We start from the raw sequence: 16054 nt of genomic DNA, 5'->3' as shown, positions 1-16054 counted from the left end.
AGGTGTTGAGAGTGAACCATATTTGCCTTATATGATTAAATCATATCAGGAGGTCGCAAATGGCGAGCAAAGCGGTCACGGTCACTCTTGGAAAAATGGGCGATCGGGCGCGTCATCATATCGCAACCGGGCGTTACGCGTCGATGAGCGAAGTTCTGCGTGAGGGGCTGCGAGCGCTTGATCGCGAGGAGGCGATGCTTGACGAAATCTATCGCAGGAAGATCGACGAAGCCCTTGCGGATCCGAGGCCCTCGATATCCGTTGACGAAGCATTCGCCCGACTGGACGCACTGTCCGCGGCGAGGCGCAAGGGTTGAATTACGAGGTCCGACTGGGCGAGCAAGCCTATGACGATCTTGCAGGCATATGGAACTGGGTAGCGTCGGAAGCGGATGTCGATACCGCCGATGCCTATAGTGCACGGATTCGTGGACTTTTTGCCAAGCTGGTTGATTTTCCCCGGCGCGGCACGCCGCGCGATGATCTCCGGCCGGGCGTCCGCAGCCTTATATTTGAACGGACCATTGTAATCTTCTACGGGATCGAGGGTCGCATCGTGACGATTCTGCGCGTCGTTCACGGTGCGCGAGATCAAGCTGCGCTATTCGAGCCCTGATCCTCCGCCATCACCTCGGCGACCAGATCCTTGCGGCTGAGCTTGCCGATCATCGTCTTGGGCATGGTCAGCCGGATCACCACCTGGTCGACGCGCTCGTGCCGGCCGATCTGGGGATTGAGCCAGTCGCGCAGTTCCTCGCCGGTCGCGATCGCGCCGTCGTTCAGGGTGACATAGGCGCGCGGATGCTCGCCGCGATAGGGATCGGGCAGGCCGATCACCATGGCCTCCTTCACCGCGGGATGGTGATGCAGCACTGCCTCGATCTGGCTGGGGAACACCTTGAAGCCGGAGACGGCGATCATGTCCTTCAGCCGGTCGACAATCTTGATGAAGCCGTCCGTATCGATCGTGCCGACATCGCCGGTGCGCAGCCAGGTCCGTCCGGCGGCATCGGTGATGAACACGTCGCCATCGGCATCGGGCCGGTTCCAATAACCCTTCATGATCTGCGGGCCCGACGCGACGATCTCGCCCGGCTCGCCTTCCGGCGCGGGCTGGCTTGGATCGCCCTTGTCGACCAGCTTGACCCAGGTGCCCGGGATCGGCTGGCCGATCGTGCCCGCCTTGCCTTCGCCCTCATACGGATTGGCCGAGATCACGCCCGAGCTTTCGGACAGGCCATAGCCCTCGACCACCGTAGCGCCCGTCGCCGCCTCGAACCGGGCCTTCAGTTCGGCCGCCAGCGGTGCGCCGCCCGAGATGCAGACGCGGAGCGACGAGAAATTGGTGGCGGCGAGCTTCGGATGATCGAGCAGCGCCTGATACATGGTCGGGACGCCCGGCAGGGCCGTCGCCTTGGTGCGGTCGATCGCCGCCAGCACCTGGCCCGCCTCGAAACGCGGCAGCATCACGATGCAGCCGCCGTTGAGCACGGTGCGATTGAGCACGCAGGTATTGGCGAAGACATGGAACAGCGGCAGCACGCCGAGAATTCGGTCGTGCATCTCGGGATGCGGATCGAGCCCCATCACCTGGCGCGCATTGGCGCTCAGATTCTGATGCGTGAGCATCGCGCCCTTCGGCGTGCCGGTCGTGCCGCCGGTATATTGGATCAGCGCGACGTCATTGACCGGGTCGATTGTCGCCTCGGGGTGCGCGCCGTCATTCGCGATCAGTTTCGAAAAGGCGATGATTCGCGGGTCATGCGGGCGCCTGGTCACTTCACCACGCTTGAACAGCCGGTAGAGGACCGATTTGGTTGCCGGCAGCGCCCCGGCGACTGACCCCACCACCAGCCGCTCCAGGCTGGAACCGTCGAGCACCTGCAAGGCGGTCGGCAGCAACGCGCTGGCCGACAGGGTGAACAGCAACTTCGTGCCCGAATCGGCGACCTGATGCTCCAGCTCGGCCGGCGTGTAGAGCGGCGAGAAATTCACCACCGTCGCGCCGAGCTTGAGGATGCCGTAATAGGCCGCGAGGTAATGCGGCACATTGGGCAGGAACAGCCCGATCCGGTCGCCGGGGCCATAGCCCAGCGCCTTCAGCCCCGCCGCGACGCGGTTCGCGCCGTCCAGCGTCTCGGCATAGCTGTAATGCCGGCCGAGGAAATCGATCAGCGGCGCCTTGCCGCTCCGCGTCGCCGCTTCGTCGAAGAAGTCGACCATTGATTGTGGCGGATAGGCGCTGTCCCAGCGCGTGGGGTGGCGATAGGACTCGCGCCAGGCGCTTTCGGGATCAGTCATTGACAAGGGTGTAAGCAGCGGTCCCGCACGGCGCAAGCGTCAGACGAAGCGCTTTTCGGTCCAGGTGATCAGCACGGAGACGGCCATCAGCCCCAAATCCAGTGCGGCGCGGAAGCTGTGCGGCGCGGTGTCACCCCGGTCGTGCGTGAGGATGCGGAGATCGGCGGAGGGATGGCGCGCCGCCATGATCAGCAATGCGGCCGCCGCGATGATCAATCCTGTTCGACGACGACGCATCGGCTACCTCCCGTGCCGCCTTCCATAGGCGCGGGGCAGGATCGGGGCAAGCCGGCGCCGTCCCGATTCAGGCAGCGATGCGCCCCTGATTCCGGGTGCCGCGTGCCCGGTTGCGGCCCGCGCGCTTGGCCTCGAACAGCGCGCGGTCGGCGCCGCGATACAGCGCCTTCCAGTCGCTCTCCCGCACCAGCGGTCCGACGCAGGTGCCGATGCTTGCCGTCACCGACAGGTCGTACGGCATGCGCGCGGCGCGCAGGCGGGCCAATACTTCCTCGGCCTCGACCGCCAGGCTGGCCGGCGTGATGATCGCGAACTCCTCGCCGCCGATCCGCGCGACCAGCGCCTGAGCAGGTACCGCCTGGCGCAAGGTACGCGCGAACACGCGCAGCACCTCGTCGCCGCCGTCATGGCCGATCGCCTCATTGACTCGCTTGAAATGGTCGATGTCGACCAGCAGCAAGATGTGATCGCCTTCACGGCCGATCGCATGGCGCAGAAAGGCCCGGCGATTGAACAGGCCCGTCAGCGGATCGGTATCGGCGAGCACCCGCGCCGCGATCTCCTGTTCGCGCGCCTGATCGCGCTCGATGCTGAGCAGGCGGATGCGATAGGCGATGGCGAGGCTGGAGAAGAGCGCCTCCATCGTCATCGTCAGGATGGTGGAATTGTCGAGCCAGAAGCTCCAGCTGATCGCGTTGAGCGAACTGGCGATGCGCAGGCAGGCGAGCATGATCGGCGCTGCCCAGGCGATCGCGAACATCCACAGATAATTGCTCCGCGTCCGCCAGCCGCGCCACAGGATGGGCACGACGATGCCGATCTGGGCGATGAACACCACCGAGAAGAACCGGTCGAACAGGGTGATCTGCGACGGCGCGAGAGTCGCCAGCAGCGCGACCGTGAGCAGCATTAGCGCGCAGATCGCGTTGCTCGCCCTGGCCAGCCACCCGGCGAACACGCGCGGCTCGAAGAAGGTGCGCGCGAACAGCATCGCCCCGATCGCCGCCACGCCAAGCGACGCATAGTTGATCCGTAGCCGATCATTGTTGACGATGTCCGGCCAGGCCCAGGCCAGCGCGCCGGAGGACGATGTCGCATAGACCATCAGCGCGAACAACATGCCGCAATAGGCGAGCTGGAAGCGGTGGCGCAGCGCGCCCCACAGCGCGAGGTTATAGACGAGCAGGGCAGTGCACAGCCCGGCGAACCCGGCATAGAGCGAGGCCATCTTCAGATTCGCATTGGCGCTTTCCGCCGGCGTCGCGATCCGAGCGCCGACCAGGATGCCGCGCAGGTTGGCGGCGCCCTCGACATGCCAGAGCAGCCGCACCAGCGGCGCGCCGCGTTCGGGCAGGCCGCGCTCGATGATCGCGCCGAGCTGGAGATGCCGGCTCGCGGCGCGGCCGTCCGTTACCGCGGAGACGATCGTGCCATCGGCGTAGAGCGCATGGAGCGTCACGCGCTCCTGCCACAGGCTGCCGATGCGCACATCGACCGGGCCGGTGGCGCGGAACGGCATCGACAGTGCCCAATAGTCGCCGGAGCCGAGCGCGGTCTGGCGGACCCTGCAATCGAAGCGGTCAGGCCGGGCGAACAACGCACGCGGGGCCATGCCGTGCATAGCCCTGGTCACGCACACCGCGACAGGCCGGCCGGCAAGCCCGGCCTGCGCCGCGGCCGGCGCCGCGCCGGCAAGCGCAAGGAGCAGCAGCGCGCCGATCGGCGCCAGCAACGTGAAAACCCACCCCTTGAGCATAGCGCGCGCTATACACCATGGATGGTAAACAAAAAGTAAAGAGCGAGGATATGGCTGAGATTTCTGGCTAATCTTCATGCCCATATTGGGCAGCGAGTCGTTCGCGAGCGGTGCCCGAGTCGCCCGAGCCAGTATTCAGGCGACTAAGCGCCTGAAAATGAAAAAGACCGCGGCATCGCTGCCGCGGTCTCTTCGTACATCGAGCTCACGCCTATTTGGCGTCGACGCTTTCGGCCTTGCCCTTCTTTTTCGGCTTCTTGGGCGGCGCGGGGACGATCTCGAACGCCAGCGCGCCGTCCTTCATCTTCACGCTCACCTCGCCGCCATGGACGAGCTTGCCGAACAGCAGCTCCTCCGCGAGCGGCTGCTTGATCTTCTCCTGGATCAACCGCCCCATCGGCCGCGCGCCATAGAGCTTGTCATAGCCCTTGGTGGTCAGCCACGCCTTGGACTCGTCGTCCAGGCTGATGTGCACGTGACGGTCGGCCAGCTGAAGCTCGAGCTGGAGGATGAACTTCTCCACCACCCGCGCCACGACTTCCGGCGGCAGGTAACCGAACGGCACGATGGCATCGAGCCGGTTGCGGAATTCCGGCGTGAACATCTTCTGGACCGCCTGCTCGTCCTCGCCCTCGCGGGAGAGCGTGCCGAAGCCGAGCGTCTCGCGCGCCATGTCCGACGCGCCGGCATTGGTCGTCATGATAAGGATGACGTTCCTGAAATCGACGGTCTTGCCGTGGTGGTCGGTCAGCTTGCCATTGTCCATCACCTGCAACAGGATGTTGAACAGGTCCGGATGTGCCTTCTCGATCTCGTCGAGCAGCAGCACCGAATGCGGCTGCTGGTCGACGGCATCGGTCAGCAACCCGCCCTGGTCATATCCGACATAGCCCGGAGGGGCGCCGATCAGCCGGCTGACCGAATGACGCTCCATATATTCCGACATGTCGAACCGCTGGAGCGGGATGCCCATGATCGCGGCGAGCTGCTTGGCGACCTCGGTCTTGCCCACGCCGGTCGGGCCGGTGAACAGATAGTTGCCGATCGGCTTGTCCGGATCGCGCAGGCCCGCACGGCTGAGCTTGATCGCCGAGCTGAGCTTCTCGATCGCGGCATTCTGGCCGAACACGACCCGCTTCAGATCGGTATCGAGGCTTTCCAGCGCCTTGGTATCGTCGGTCGAGACCGATTTCGGCGGGATGCGCGCCATCGTCGCAATCACGGCTTCGATCTCGCGCGTGGTGATGGTCTTCTTGCGCTTGTTGAGCGGCACCAGCATCTGCATCGCGCCGACTTCGTCGATCACGTCGATCGCCTTGTCCGGCAGCTTGCGGTCGTTGATGTACCGCGCGCTGAGCTCCACCGCCGACTTGATCGCGTCGGGGGTGTATTTCACCTTGTGATGGTCCTCGAACGCGCTGCGCAGACCGGCGAGGATCTTGATCGTGTCCTCGATCGTCGGCTCGTTGACGTCGATCTTCTGGAAGCGCCGCAGCAGCGCGCGGTCCTTCTCGAAGTGGTTGCGGAACTCCTTGTAGGTGGTCGATCCGATGCAGCGGATCGTGCCGCCCGACAGAGCCGGCTTGAGCAGGTTGGACGCGTCCATCGCGCCGCCGCTGGTCGCGCCGGCGCCGATCACGGTGTGGATCTCGTCGATGAACAGGATCGCGTCAGGCAGCTTCTCCAGTTCGTTGACGACCKSCTTCAGCCGCTCCTCGAAATCGCCGCGATARCGGGTGCCGGCAAGCAGCGCGCCCATGTCGAGCGAATAGATCACCGCAGGCAGCAGGACGTCGGGAACGTCGCCCTCGACGATCTTGCGGGCCAGGCCCTCGGCGATGGCGGTCTTGCCCACGCCGGGGTCACCCACATAGAGCGGGTTGTTCTTCGAGCGGCGGCACAGGATCTGAATGGTGCGATCGACTTCGGGCCCGCGCCCGATCAGCGGATCGACCTTGCCGTTCTTGGCCTTTTCGTTGAGGTCGACGGTGAACTGCTTGAGCGCGCTCTCGCTCTTGCCCTTGCCGTCCGGCTTCTGCGTCTTTTCCTCCTCGGCACCCTTCACTTCGCGGGCTTCCGGGGCGGCGCCACCCTTGCCGACGCCATGCGAGATGAAGCTGACGGCATCGAGACGGCTCATGTCCTGCTGCTGGAGGAAATAGACGGCATAGCTCTCGCGCTCGCTGAACAGGGCGACGAGCACGTTCGCGCCGGTCACCTCGTCGCGGCCCGACGACTGAACGTGAAGGATCGCGCGCTGGACGACGCGCTGGAAGCCCGAGGTGGGCGAGGGATCGGTCGCGGCATCGACCTTCAGCGCCTCGAGCTCGGTGTCGAGATAATGCGCGACGGTCGCCTTGAGCTCCTCGAGGTCGACCCCGCAGGAGGTCATCACCTTGGAAGCATGCTCGTCGTCGATCAGGGCGAGCAGCAGATGTTCGAGCGTCGCATATTCGTGGCGCCGCGACGACGCGGCTTCGAGCGCCTTGTGGAGGGTGGTTTCCAGCGCTGATGCGAAAGAAGGCATTAGTTTACTCCATGCGGGCCGCAACGTGGCGGACGGCCCTTTCCTCTTATGTCGGAAGGCAGGGCGCCCGCATCAAGCACTTGACGAATGCTCCGGCCTGATCGCCGTGCCGGAGCGTCGCTGCTCATCGCTTGAATAGGTCGTTGGCGCTTGCCCTGTGGTTAACGGCGCGCGTCAACCGGGTCCTTGTCCGGACGATTTCCGCCTCCAGCGCCTCGATGCGCGCCTGGCACTCCTCGACCGACAGGGGATCGAGGTCTTGCCGTGCAAGCTCGGTAAGCGGATCGCCCGCTTTTCGCGCGAGAATCTCGTCCGGGTCCATGGCATGGAACGTTGACCCGGCAGACCGCGATGTCAATAAGGCCGGGCAATTCCGCGACGGGGGGCGGCGGATTATGGTGGATATTCCAACGATGATGCAGGCGATCGACCCGGAAACCCCGGGCGGGCCCGAGGTGATGCGCCTGGTCGAACGCCCCGTGCCCGTGCCCGGCCCGGGCGAGGTGCTGATCCGCGTCGCCGCGGCCGGCGTCAACCGGCCCGAGGTGATGCAGCGCAAGGGGCTCTATCCGCCGCCGCCGGGCGCGCCGTCGATCCTCGGCATGGAAGTGTCGGGTGTCATCGCGGCCGTGGGGGAGGAGGTTCAGCCCGAGCTGGTCGGCCAGCCGGTCTGCGCGCTGATCAGCGGCGGCGCCTATGCCCAATATGCCGTCGCGCCCTATGGCCAGTGCCTGCACGTGCCCGAGGCGCTGTCGATGGTCGAGGCAGCGGCGATGCCGGAAACGCTCTTCACCGTCTGGACCAATTTGTTCGAGCGCGGCTATGCCAGGGAAGGCGACACGGTGCTTGTCCATGGCGGCACCAGCGGCATCGGCACCATGGCGATCGGCCTCGCCAATCTGTTCGGCCTCACCATCATCGTCACCGCCGGATCGGACGAGAAATGCGCCGCGGCAACGGCATTGGGCGCCGATCATGCGATCAACTACAGGACGCAGGATTTCGTCGCCGACGTGAAGGCGATCACCGGCGGCAAGGGCGTGGCGGTGGTGCTCGACATGGTCGGCGGCGATTATGTGCCGCGCAACCTGCAATGCCTCGCCGATGACGGCCGCCATGTCTCGATCGCGGTGCAGGGCGGGCTGATGGCGACCATCCCGATCTTCGAGATCATGCGCCGACGCCTGACCCTGACCGGCTCGACCCTCCGCCCGCGCGACACGGCGTTCAAGTCGATGGTCGCCGACGAACTGACACGCACCGTCTGGCCGCATGTCGAGCAAGGCCGGCTGAAGCCGGTGATCGACCGGACCTATCCGCTCGCCGAGGCGCCGGCCGCGCACGAACGGATGGAAGCGGGCGACCATGTCGGGAAGATCGTGCTGACGATGGAATAGGGTCCGTACATGGGACGGGCCGAGTGGCGCCTGGCGGGATCGGCCTGTTCGAGCTTGGCGCGCTACGCCGCCGCCGGGATGCGCTCGGACTGATTTGGGGCACCTCCTCGCGGGCGATCGACAAGCACTCCTTGTCGATCGCCCGTTGCATTTGATTTGACGTTCGGCGCGGCACCGCCATGAAGGCGGCCGCAAAGGGGAGCGCCACATGTCCAGCCTGATCCTCCATGAATATGCCGCGTCGGGGAATTGCTACAAGATCCGGCTCACCGCCGCGCATCTCGGCATTCCGCTCGAACGCCGCGAATATGACATCATGAAGGGCGAGACCCGGTCAGAGGCTTTCCTCGGCGGCGTCAACGCCAATGGCCGGATTCCGGTGTTGCAGATCGGAGACGATTATCTTCCCGAAAGCGGCGCGGCCTGCCTCTATCTCGCCGACGGTTCGCATCTGATCCCGCACGACCGGTTCGACCGCGCCGACATGTTCCGCTGGATGTTCTGGGAGCAGTATAATCACGAGCCCAATGTCGCGACCTTGCGCTTCTGGCGTCACTTCATTGGCGAGGCGGGGCTGACCGACCTGCAACGCGCTCAAATTCCGGCGAAACAGGCGGCTGGCGAGGCGGCGCTCGAGCTGATGGACGAGCATCTGGCCCAGACGCCCTTCTTCATCGGCGATCGGCTGACCCTCGCCGATATCGCGCTCTACCCCTATACCCATGTCGCGGAAGAGGGCGGTTTCGACCTCGGACGCTACCCCGCGGTGCAGCTCTGGCTGGCGCGGATCGCCGCCGATCCGCATCATATTGCGATGAAAGCGTAACCTGGCTTTCACATCACTGGAATCAAGCTGTAACATAAAGCGGCCATAGCGCGGGTCCATCACGGGCTTTGCGGGATATTGCCAAGATGGATGCCATCACCAGGATCGCGATGGATAACAGCATCGCCGATTTCGCCGATTTCGCCCATTCCAAACCGTCGATTCCGGAGCGCGAGGTCACCGAACGCCGCAAATATCGCACGATCTGGATTTCGGATATCCATCTCGGGACGCGTGGCTGCAACGCCGATATGCTGATCGACTTTCTCGATCATGTCGACAGCGAGCGGATGTACTTGGTCGGCGACATCATCGACGGCTGGCGTCTCAAGAAGAAATTCTACTGGCCGGCGTCGCACAACGACGTGGTGTGGCGCATCCTGAAGCGCGCCAAGCGCGGCACCGACGTCATCTACATCCCGGGCAACCATGACGAGGTCGTGCGCCAGTTCACCGGCCTGGATTTCGGCGGCGTCTCGATCCGCCGCAATGCGATCCATGAAACCGCTGACGGCCGCCGGTTGTTGGTGCTGCACGGTGACGAATTCGACGCGATCACGCTCGCACATAAATGGCTCGCGCACGTCGGCGACGTGGCGTATGAATTCATGATGGCGCTCAACAGGTTGGTGAACGCGTATCGCCGCTTCTTCAAGCTGCCCTATTGGTCGCTGTCGAAGCACGCCAAGGCGAAAGTGAAGAACGCGGTGGAGTTCATCTCCAATTACGAGGAAGTGATTGCTCAGGCGGCCGGCGCGCGCGGCGTCGACGGCGTCGTGTGCGGTCACATCCACACTGCCGAATTCCGCAACATCGGCGGCATCGAATATTATAATGACGGGGACTGGGTGGAGGGCTGCAACGCGCTCGTCGAGCATTTCGACGGACGGATGGAGTTGCTTCACTGGCCCGACGAGATCGCCGCCAGGGAATCAGATTTCCCTGAAGCGGCGAAGATCGAGATGCTGGCGGCCTGAAGAGCGTGCGTATCGCGATCGCCACTGATGCGTGGGCCCCCCAGGTGAACGGCGTGGTGCGGACGCTGCAGTCCGTTCGCGCCGAGCTGGAGCGGCAAGGACATGTCGTGATGGTCGTCTCACCCGACCTGTTCTACTCGATGCCGTGCCCGACCTATCCGGAGATCCGCCTGGCCTTCGCCAGGACTCACGCGGTCGGCCGGATGCTGGCTGATTTCAACCCGCAGGCGATCCATCTCGCGACCGAAGGCCCGGTCTGCCTCGCCGCGCGACGCTGGTGCCTGATGAACGAGTTCCCGTTCACCACGGCCTATCACACCCAGTTCCCCGACTATGTCTCGGCGCGGACCGGGGTGAACCCGGAATGGGTCTGGCGCTATATCCGGTGGTTCCACGCCCCGGCCCAATCGATCCTGGCGTCGACGCCCTCGATCGCCTCGACGCTGAAGGAACATGGCCTGGGCAAGGTCCGTCACTGGGGGCGCGGGGTCGATCTCTCGATCTTCTCGGCGGCGACCGCGCCTGATCCCGCACTGGCCGGCCTGCCCGGTCCGATCCAGCTCTATGTCGGGCGGGTCGCAGTGGAGAAGAATATCGAGGCGTTCCTGACGAGCAGCCACCCCGGCACCAAGGTCATCGTCGGCGATGGCCCGGCGCGCGCGTCGCTCGAGGCGCGCTATCCGGAGGCGAAGTTCCTCGGGCCGCGCTTCGGCGCTGATCTCGCTTCGGCCTATGCCAGTGCCGACGTGTTCGTCTTCCCGAGCCGTACCGATACGTTCGGCCTGGTGATGATCGAGGCGATGGCTTGCGGCGTGCCCGTCGCCGCCTATCCCGTCACCGGCCCGGTCGACGTGCTGAACGATGCGGTCGGCGCGATGGATGACGATCTGACCACGGCGATCGCCCGCGCCCTTACCAAGGATCGCGCCGCCTGCGCCGCTTATGGCCGGACCTTCACCTGGGAAGCGAGCGCCCGCCAGTTCCTCAGCGCGCTCGTGCCGGTCGACGGGGACGAGGCGATCGCTGCCTGACGGGCAGCATCAGGCACATTGCAGGACCATCCAGGCGGCGTCGAAATTGCCCGCCCTGGCGTCACTCTCGCGGATCCAGAAATAGAGCGTGCCGCAATCGCCCCACATCATGTCGACGTCATCGTCGGTATCGAGTTGGAGCAACAGTCGCCACTCGGTAGCGCCTGCCGAAAGCGCCTCAGCCTCGGGCCGGGAATAGCCGTCCCCATTGCCCAAATAGATGCCGTTGGAAGCGAGCTGGCATTCCAGCTCCATGGAATCTCCCTGCACCGGGCGCGGGAATCCGCCGACCTGATGTCGGGGCTCGGTGCCGGAACTACTGTCGAGCAGGGTATAGGCATCGTCCCACGCAGCGGTGTCGAAGGCGTCGGGGCCGAATTCCACGAGACGGTCGGGGTCTGGCATCGACTCGATCAGTCGAAAGTCGACGGGTAACGCACCATAGCGTACCGTCAGGTCAGCAGGCGGCGCGATGGGGGCGTCGGCCCGTCCGTCCGCATCGTGGATGACCGCCCAGCTCCCTCGATCTTCGGGATCGAAGCCCCATGTTTCCTGCTCCGGATGATAGAAGAAAAACAGCGTCCCGCGAGCGGGTAGCCAGTCCGGGCCGCCCGCCGCGCGCATCGCCGCACAGTCCAACTGGGCGAGGAAGGCAAGCGGCACGTCGCGCCATTCGGGCCATTGATGCGCGGAGGAGAGGTCGGGCGAGCCGCCGATCGCCGACCCGGTCGGCTGCTCGCAATGTTCGACGGCCAGTGCAGGCACGGTGCGCTGCTTCATTGCCGCGATCAGCGCGGAGTCCGTCGTTGCCGAGTCAGGCCGGTGCCGGAACAGCCGAGAGAAGAAGGAAGGCATCGTCGCTCCCGGTTCAAGGGGCCGATATTGTGCCCGAACAGGATTCCTTCTGCCTCAACATTGGGGTTCCGCAAAGCTCGCGCCTTGCCACCCCGCTCAAGGGCGACTAAGTCATCAACATTGTGCGGCCGCTCCGAAAGGGGCGGCCCTTATTGTTTGCGCTGCTTAGTGCTTTTGAGGAGTTTCCGGTGGCCCAGCCGCTCATGCCCCATGCGACCGCCTCCTGGCTGGTCGACAACACGTCGCTCAGTTTCGAGCAGATCGCCGACTTTTGCGGCCTGCACATCCTCGAGATCCAGGCGATCGCCGACGATACCGCCGCGACCAAGCTGACCGGCCGCGATCCCGTCCGCGCGCACGAGCTGACTCAGGACGAGATCGACAAGGGCCAGGCCGATCCCGATCATCGCCTCGTCATGCTGAAGGGGCCGGAACAGGTCCGTCGCACCAAGGGGCCGCGCTACACCCCGGTGTCGAAGCGGTCGGACAAGCCCGACGGCATCGCGTGGATCATCCGTAACCATCCGGAGATTTCGGACGGCGCGATCGGCAACCTGATCGGCACGACCCGTACCACCATCGCCGCGATCCGCGACCGCAGCCATTGGAACATCGCCAACATCACGCCGAAGGATCCGGTGACCCTGGGCCTGACGACTCAGCGCGAGCTGGATGCGGCAGTGGCCAAGGCAGCCAAGGCTGCGGGCATCGAAGCCCCCGTCGACACGCGCCTGGAGGGTGACCGCGAGGCGCTGATCACCGAGCTGCGTGCCCAGCGCGACCAGCTGGCGCGCGACGCCGAGGCGGCCGAAGCGGGTGAACTGCCGGTGCCGGCCGAGCCGACCGCGGAAAGCCTGTTCCGCCGTTGATGACGGACGCCCGCGCCGGGTAGACGGCGCGGACAATTGCCGCTGCCGTCATGCCGGACTTGTTCCGGCATCCGTCGTTCCGCAAAAGCAACCGGTGTTGCGATTGCGGAACGATCGACCCCGGAACCAGTCCGGGGTGACGCAATGCGTCGTCGCATTTGTCGCGTGACTCGCCCATCATTCCGTTGCTAGTCGCAACCTATGGCCACCGCTTCCCGCACCGATGCCGCCTTCGTCGCGGACGAAAGTTTCGTCCCGACCAGCCATAAGGGCCTGATCTATCCGTTCGGCGGCCGCGAGCCGGCGAATGGTGACGTCATGACGGTGGCGCCCGGCATCCGTTGGGTGCGGCTCACCGTCCCGGGGCCGCTCAAGCACGTCAACTGCTGGCTGGTCGACGATGAGGGCGGCGTCGCCCTGGTCGACACCGGCATGAAACTGCCCGAGGCGCGCGAAGCGTGGAAGAGCCTATTCCGGGGGGCGCTCGCCGGCACGCGCGTCACGCAGATGATCGGCACGCATTTCCACCCGGACCATATCGGCCTGGCGGGCTGGATGTGTTCGCATCACGCGGCGCCGCTGGTGATGACCCGCGGCGAATGGCTTACCTTGCGCTCGGTCCTGCTCGACGCACGTGATGCCGTGCCCGACGAGATGATCGCCTTCTGGCGCGCCGCGGGGTGGAATGACGAGCAGGTCGAGCACGCCAGCGCGCGCGGCTGGTCCGGTTTCCGCCGGATCGTGACGCCGATGCCGCTCAGCTATCGCCGCATCAAGGATGGCGACAACATGACGATCGGCGGTGCCAGGTGGCGCGTCGTGGTCGGCTCGGGCCATAGCCCCGAACATGCCTGCCTGCTCAACGAAGCGGCGGGCGTGCTGATTGCGGGCGACCAGGTCCTGCCGCGCATCAGCCCCAATGTCTCGCTCGGCATGACCGAGCCCGAGGCCGACCCGCTCGGCGAATGGTTCGCCTCGATCGCGAAGCTTCGCCTGCTGCCACACGACCTGCTCGTCCTGCCCGGGCACGGCGATCCCTTTACCGGCCTTCACGCGAGGCTCGATGCGATGGACCACGAGCACCGCGAACGGCTCGACGAACTCGAGGTCTTCCTTGCCGAACCGCGCCGCGCCATCGACTGTTTCGGCCGGCTGTTCCGCCGGGCGATCGGACCCGACATGCTCGGCATGGCGACGGGCGAAGCGCTGGCGCATCTTCGCCGGCTCGAGCTTGAGGGCAGGGCGGTGAAGGACGTGCGCGGCGGCGTGTGGTGGTACCGCGCTCCCTGAAGACCGGCCGATAGCGATTCCGCGAAAGATACTTAGGCGAAAGCGTCGTGATGCGCGCGGGCCGATTTGGTCCGTATCGGAAGTTATTCCCTTCTCCTTAAGCATTCCGAAATAAAAAATGCGGGTCCCCAATAAAAAGGACGGACACCCAGCGTTAAAAACGGTTCGTTTTGGTTGTAACGGGCTGGTCCTGAGGTTACGCTTCCGCTGGTCCGCACAGGGGCGGCGCAAGGGAGGCACCATGTCAGATATGAACGACCAACCCGTTGCTGGTCTCGAAGCGCTGGGCGCCGCGCCCATCGGTCGCCGCAGCGTCGTGCGCCGTATGGCCGCGCTCTCGGCCGCGCCCGCGATCGCCGGGTCTGGCCTGCTCGGTTTCGCTGGTCCCGCCTTTGCCGCGACCGACGATTCCCGCCTCAACACGCGTGACGTTCGCTACGCACTGCGCGGCGGCAAGACGCTCACGGGCTATTTCGCCTCGCCGCGCGGCAAGGCGAATCTCGGCGTGGTCGTGGTCATGCCCGACCAGGTCGGCGCCGATGCCAAGGCGCAGGAAACCGCGCGGCGCTATGCGCACGCCGGCTATCTGGCGATCGCGCCCGATCTCGGCGCGACCTTCAAGGGTGGCAGCCGCGACGCGATGGTCGCCGAGATGATGAATACCGTGCCCGAGCTGAAGCGCCTGTCGCACAGCAACAGCAAGGCAGCGAAGATCAGCGTCGTCGCCGCCTGACGGCAGCAATTCGACGTTCAGCGCGAATTTTCCGGCCGGCGTCAGGGGCAACCTTGACGCCGTTCCTTTGTCATGTTCGATTTATGTTCTGCGAACCCGATTCGCCAAGAACCAATATGGGAGCATGAGATGGCTGCGGACCTGACTTTCTACACCAACCCGATGTCGCGCGGGCGGATCGCGCGCTGGATGCTGGAAGAGACCGGCGCCGACTATGAGACGGTGGTGCTGGATTACGCCTCGACGATGAAGCAGGAACCCTATCTGTCGATCAACCCGATGGGGAAAGTGCCGGCGATCGTCCATGACGGCCATGTCGTGACCGAATGCGCGGCCATCTGCGCCTATCTGGCGGACGCTTTCCCGGGTGCCGGCCTCGCGCCGCCGACGGCCGATCGCGCGGATTATTATCGCTGGATGTTCTACGCGGCCGGCCCGGTCGAGCAGGCCGTCACCAACAAGTCGATGAACTTCGTCCCCAGTGAACAGCAGCAGCGTTCGGCGGGATACGGCAATTACGACCTCGCGGTCGATACGCTCGAAAAGGCGGTGTCGGCGCACCCCTATATCGCGGGTGACAGCTTCACCGCGGCGGACGTCTATGTCGGGTCGCAGGTGGTCTGGGGCGTCCAGTTCGGTACCTTGCCGAAACGCGATGCCTTTGTCGCTTATGCGGACCGCATCACGGCACGCGACGCCTACAAGCGCGCCAACGACATGGACAATGCGCTGATGCCCGCGCCGGAGCCTGAACGGGCGGCGTGAGTTGAGGCTGACGCCCTGCTCTTAAGCCCCTTCCCTGAAAGGGAGGGGCTTATAGATTAAACGCGCCCGGCCATCCGCCCGGGCAACGCCGCGATCACCGTATCCCGCCAGGCCGCGCTTCCGCTCGACCAGCCGGCAATCTCGTCGATCGTCCGCGCGCAGCCGACGCACAGGCCCGTGGCCGCGTCCATCTCGCAGATGTTGACGCAGGGGCTCTCGAGTCGCTGAACCGGCACCGTCTCGACGATCCCGTCCATGCCCCGGTCAGTCGGTCAGCTTCGCCAACAGGAAGTCGGGCAGCGGCCCGTTCCAGCCCTCGTCCGGGCCATCGTCCTGCGATCCGCGTGCCGGGCGCTCGTCGCGCGCGGGGCGTTCCTGGCGGGGCGGACGGCTGTCGCGTGCCGGCCGTTCTTCACGGGCGGGCCGCGCTTCACGAGCTGGCCGCTCGTCGCGGGGCGGGCGCGCCTCGCGCGGTGCGCGAGCCGGCCGG

Annotated in this window: 17 protein-coding genes and 1 pseudogene; 10 read left to right on the top strand and 8 right to left on the bottom strand. The window is 65.3% G+C overall.

The window, feature by feature from the left end; all coding sequences use genetic code 11:
* Positions 1-59: 59 nt before the first annotated feature.
* Both AC1DX5_RS00090 and AC1DX5_RS00085 read left to right on the top strand, forming a co-directional pair.
* Positions 60-317: a ribbon-helix-helix domain-containing protein gene (locus AC1DX5_RS00090; RefSeq protein WP_478013662.1), complete on the top strand. Its 258-nt coding sequence runs from the start codon at positions 60-62 to the stop codon at positions 315-317.
* Positions 314-616, top strand: coding sequence for a type II toxin-antitoxin system RelE/ParE family toxin (locus tag AC1DX5_RS00085; RefSeq protein ID WP_478013661.1), 303 nt, complete (start codon positions 314-316; stop codon positions 614-616). Before AC1DX5_RS00090 ends, AC1DX5_RS00085 begins: the two co-directional genes overlap by 4 nt.
* Here the strand turns inward: AC1DX5_RS00085 and AC1DX5_RS00080 are convergent.
* The 5 genes from AC1DX5_RS00080 to AC1DX5_RS00060 all read right to left on the bottom strand — a co-directional run bounded on the left by AC1DX5_RS00080 (position 592) and on the right by AC1DX5_RS00060 (position 7143).
* Positions 592-2301 carry a long-chain-fatty-acid--CoA ligase gene (locus AC1DX5_RS00080; RefSeq protein WP_478013659.1) on the bottom strand — a complete coding sequence of 570 codons (1710 nt, stop codon included), beginning with the start codon at positions 2299-2301 and terminating at the stop codon, positions 592-594. The two genes, AC1DX5_RS00085 and AC1DX5_RS00080, sit on opposite strands and share 25 nt — an antisense overlap.
* 39 nt (positions 2302-2340) lie before the next feature.
* A complete protein-coding gene (locus tag AC1DX5_RS00075) occupies positions 2341-2538 on the bottom strand; it encodes a hypothetical protein (protein ID WP_465172141.1) in 198 nt (65 codons plus the stop codon).
* 67 nt (positions 2539-2605) lie between these two features.
* On the bottom strand, positions 2606-4294 hold the full coding sequence (locus AC1DX5_RS00070) for a GGDEF domain-containing protein (protein ID WP_478013657.1): 1689 nt from the start codon (positions 4292-4294) through the stop codon (positions 2606-2608).
* Between the two features lie 211 nt (positions 4295-4505).
* On the bottom strand, positions 4506-6821 hold the full coding sequence (clpA, locus tag AC1DX5_RS00065) for an ATP-dependent Clp protease ATP-binding subunit ClpA (RefSeq protein ID WP_478013656.1): 2316 nt from the start codon (positions 6819-6821) through the stop codon (positions 4506-4508).
* A 124-nt stretch (positions 6822-6945) separates the two neighbouring features.
* Positions 6946-7143 carry a DUF1192 domain-containing protein gene (locus AC1DX5_RS00060; protein WP_465172144.1) on the bottom strand — a complete coding sequence of 66 codons (198 nt, stop codon included), beginning with the start codon at positions 7141-7143 and terminating at the stop codon, positions 6946-6948.
* A gap of 73 nt (positions 7144-7216) precedes the next feature.
* Here AC1DX5_RS00060 and AC1DX5_RS00055 point away from each other — a divergent pair, with 73 nt between their 5' ends.
* From AC1DX5_RS00055 to AC1DX5_RS00040, 4 genes are all read left to right on the top strand, one after another.
* The gene (locus AC1DX5_RS00055; RefSeq protein WP_465172145.1) at positions 7217-8218 is read left to right on the top strand and encodes an NAD(P)H-quinone oxidoreductase; all 1002 of its coding nucleotides are present in this window, start codon (positions 7217-7219) and stop codon (positions 8216-8218) included.
* A 208-nt stretch (positions 8219-8426) separates the two neighbouring features.
* Entirely contained in the window at positions 8427-9044 is a 618-nt protein-coding gene (locus AC1DX5_RS00050) for a glutathione S-transferase family protein (RefSeq protein ID WP_478013654.1), read from the top strand.
* 86 nt (positions 9045-9130) lie between these two features.
* Positions 9131-10021 (top strand): UDP-2,3-diacylglucosamine diphosphatase, encoded by an 891-nt coding sequence (locus AC1DX5_RS00045; protein WP_465172147.1) that lies wholly within the window; start codon positions 9131-9133, stop codon positions 10019-10021.
* A gap of 5 nt (positions 10022-10026) precedes the next feature.
* Complete coding sequence (locus tag AC1DX5_RS00040) at positions 10027-11052, top strand: glycosyltransferase family 4 protein (RefSeq protein WP_465172148.1); 1026 nt, start codon at positions 10027-10029, stop codon at positions 11050-11052.
* Between the two features lie 9 nt (positions 11053-11061).
* Here AC1DX5_RS00040 and AC1DX5_RS00035 read toward each other — a convergent pair whose 3' ends face one another.
* On the bottom strand, positions 11062-11907 hold the full coding sequence (locus AC1DX5_RS00035; protein WP_478013653.1) for a YwqG family protein: 846 nt from the start codon (positions 11905-11907) through the stop codon (positions 11062-11064).
* Between the two features lie 188 nt (positions 11908-12095).
* Between AC1DX5_RS00035 and AC1DX5_RS00030 the strand changes: the two genes are divergently transcribed.
* The 4 genes from AC1DX5_RS00030 to AC1DX5_RS00015 all read left to right on the top strand — a co-directional run bounded on the left by AC1DX5_RS00030 (position 12096) and on the right by AC1DX5_RS00015 (position 15564).
* Positions 12096-12776, top strand: a complete 681-nt coding sequence (locus AC1DX5_RS00030; protein WP_465175901.1) for a cell cycle transcriptional regulator TrcR — start codon at positions 12096-12098, stop codon at positions 12774-12776.
* A gap of 201 nt (positions 12777-12977) precedes the next feature.
* Positions 12978-14066 carry an MBL fold metallo-hydrolase gene (locus AC1DX5_RS00025; RefSeq protein ID WP_478013652.1) on the top strand — a complete coding sequence of 363 codons (1089 nt, stop codon included), beginning with the start codon at positions 12978-12980 and terminating at the stop codon, positions 14064-14066.
* Between the two features lie 250 nt (positions 14067-14316).
* Positions 14317-14799: a dienelactone hydrolase family protein gene (locus AC1DX5_RS00020; RefSeq protein WP_465172152.1), complete on the top strand. Its 483-nt coding sequence runs from the start codon at positions 14317-14319 to the stop codon at positions 14797-14799.
* 129 nt (positions 14800-14928) lie between these two features.
* Entirely contained in the window at positions 14929-15564 is a 636-nt protein-coding gene (locus tag AC1DX5_RS00015; RefSeq protein WP_478013650.1) for a glutathione S-transferase family protein, read from the top strand.
* Positions 15565-15620: 56 nt separating this feature from the next.
* Here AC1DX5_RS00015 and AC1DX5_RS00010 read toward each other — a convergent pair whose 3' ends face one another.
* Together AC1DX5_RS00010 and AC1DX5_RS00005 are read right to left on the bottom strand one after the other, a co-directional pair.
* Positions 15621-15821, bottom strand: coding sequence for a DUF1289 domain-containing protein (locus AC1DX5_RS00010; RefSeq protein WP_478013648.1), 201 nt, complete (start codon positions 15819-15821; stop codon positions 15621-15623).
* A gap of 7 nt (positions 15822-15828) precedes the next feature.
* A pseudogene (locus tag AC1DX5_RS00005) lies at positions 15829-16054 on the bottom strand (DEAD/DEAH box helicase); the annotation flags it as partial.

The sequence above is a fragment of the Sphingomonas sp. P2_B6 genome, assembly GCF_056404755.1.
Note: the sequence above shows the minus strand (reverse complement) of the source record. Positions and strands in the feature narration are given on the sequence as shown.

What these genes read in the sequence shown, in the direction of transcription:
- AC1DX5_RS00015 (WP_478013650.1), top strand. Translation starts at nt 14,929, where the DNA reads ATGGCTGCGGACCTGACTTTCTACACCAACCCGATGTCGCGCGGGCGG.
- AC1DX5_RS00010 (WP_478013648.1), bottom strand. Translation starts at nt 15,821, where the DNA reads ATGGACGGGATCGTCGAGACGGTGCCGGTTCAGCGACTCGAGAGCCCC.
- AC1DX5_RS00070 (WP_478013657.1), bottom strand. Translation starts at nt 4,294, where the DNA reads ATGCTCAAGGGGTGGGTTTTCACGTTGCTGGCGCCGATCGGCGCGCTG.
- AC1DX5_RS00075 (WP_465172141.1), bottom strand. Translation starts at nt 2,538, where the DNA reads ATGCGTCGTCGTCGAACAGGATTGATCATCGCGGCGGCCGCATTGCTG.
- AC1DX5_RS00035 (WP_478013653.1), bottom strand. Translation starts at nt 11,907, where the DNA reads ATGCCTTCCTTCTTCTCTCGGCTGTTCCGGCACCGGCCTGACTCGGCA.
- AC1DX5_RS00025 (WP_478013652.1), top strand. Translation starts at nt 12,978, where the DNA reads ATGGCCACCGCTTCCCGCACCGATGCCGCCTTCGTCGCGGACGAAAGT.
- AC1DX5_RS00080 (WP_478013659.1), bottom strand. Translation starts at nt 2,301, where the DNA reads ATGACTGATCCCGAAAGCGCCTGGCGCGAGTCCTATCGCCACCCCACG.
- AC1DX5_RS00090 (WP_478013662.1), top strand. Translation starts at nt 60, where the DNA reads ATGGCGAGCAAAGCGGTCACGGTCACTCTTGGAAAAATGGGCGATCGG.
- AC1DX5_RS00020 (WP_465172152.1), top strand. Translation starts at nt 14,317, where the DNA reads ATGAACGACCAACCCGTTGCTGGTCTCGAAGCGCTGGGCGCCGCGCCC.
- AC1DX5_RS00045 (WP_465172147.1), top strand. Translation starts at nt 9,131, where the DNA reads ATGGATGCCATCACCAGGATCGCGATGGATAACAGCATCGCCGATTTC.
- AC1DX5_RS00060 (WP_465172144.1), bottom strand. Translation starts at nt 7,143, where the DNA reads ATGGACCCGGACGAGATTCTCGCGCGAAAAGCGGGCGATCCGCTTACC.
- AC1DX5_RS00055 (WP_465172145.1), top strand. Translation starts at nt 7,217, where the DNA reads ATGGTGGATATTCCAACGATGATGCAGGCGATCGACCCGGAAACCCCG.
- AC1DX5_RS00050 (WP_478013654.1), top strand. Translation starts at nt 8,427, where the DNA reads ATGTCCAGCCTGATCCTCCATGAATATGCCGCGTCGGGGAATTGCTAC.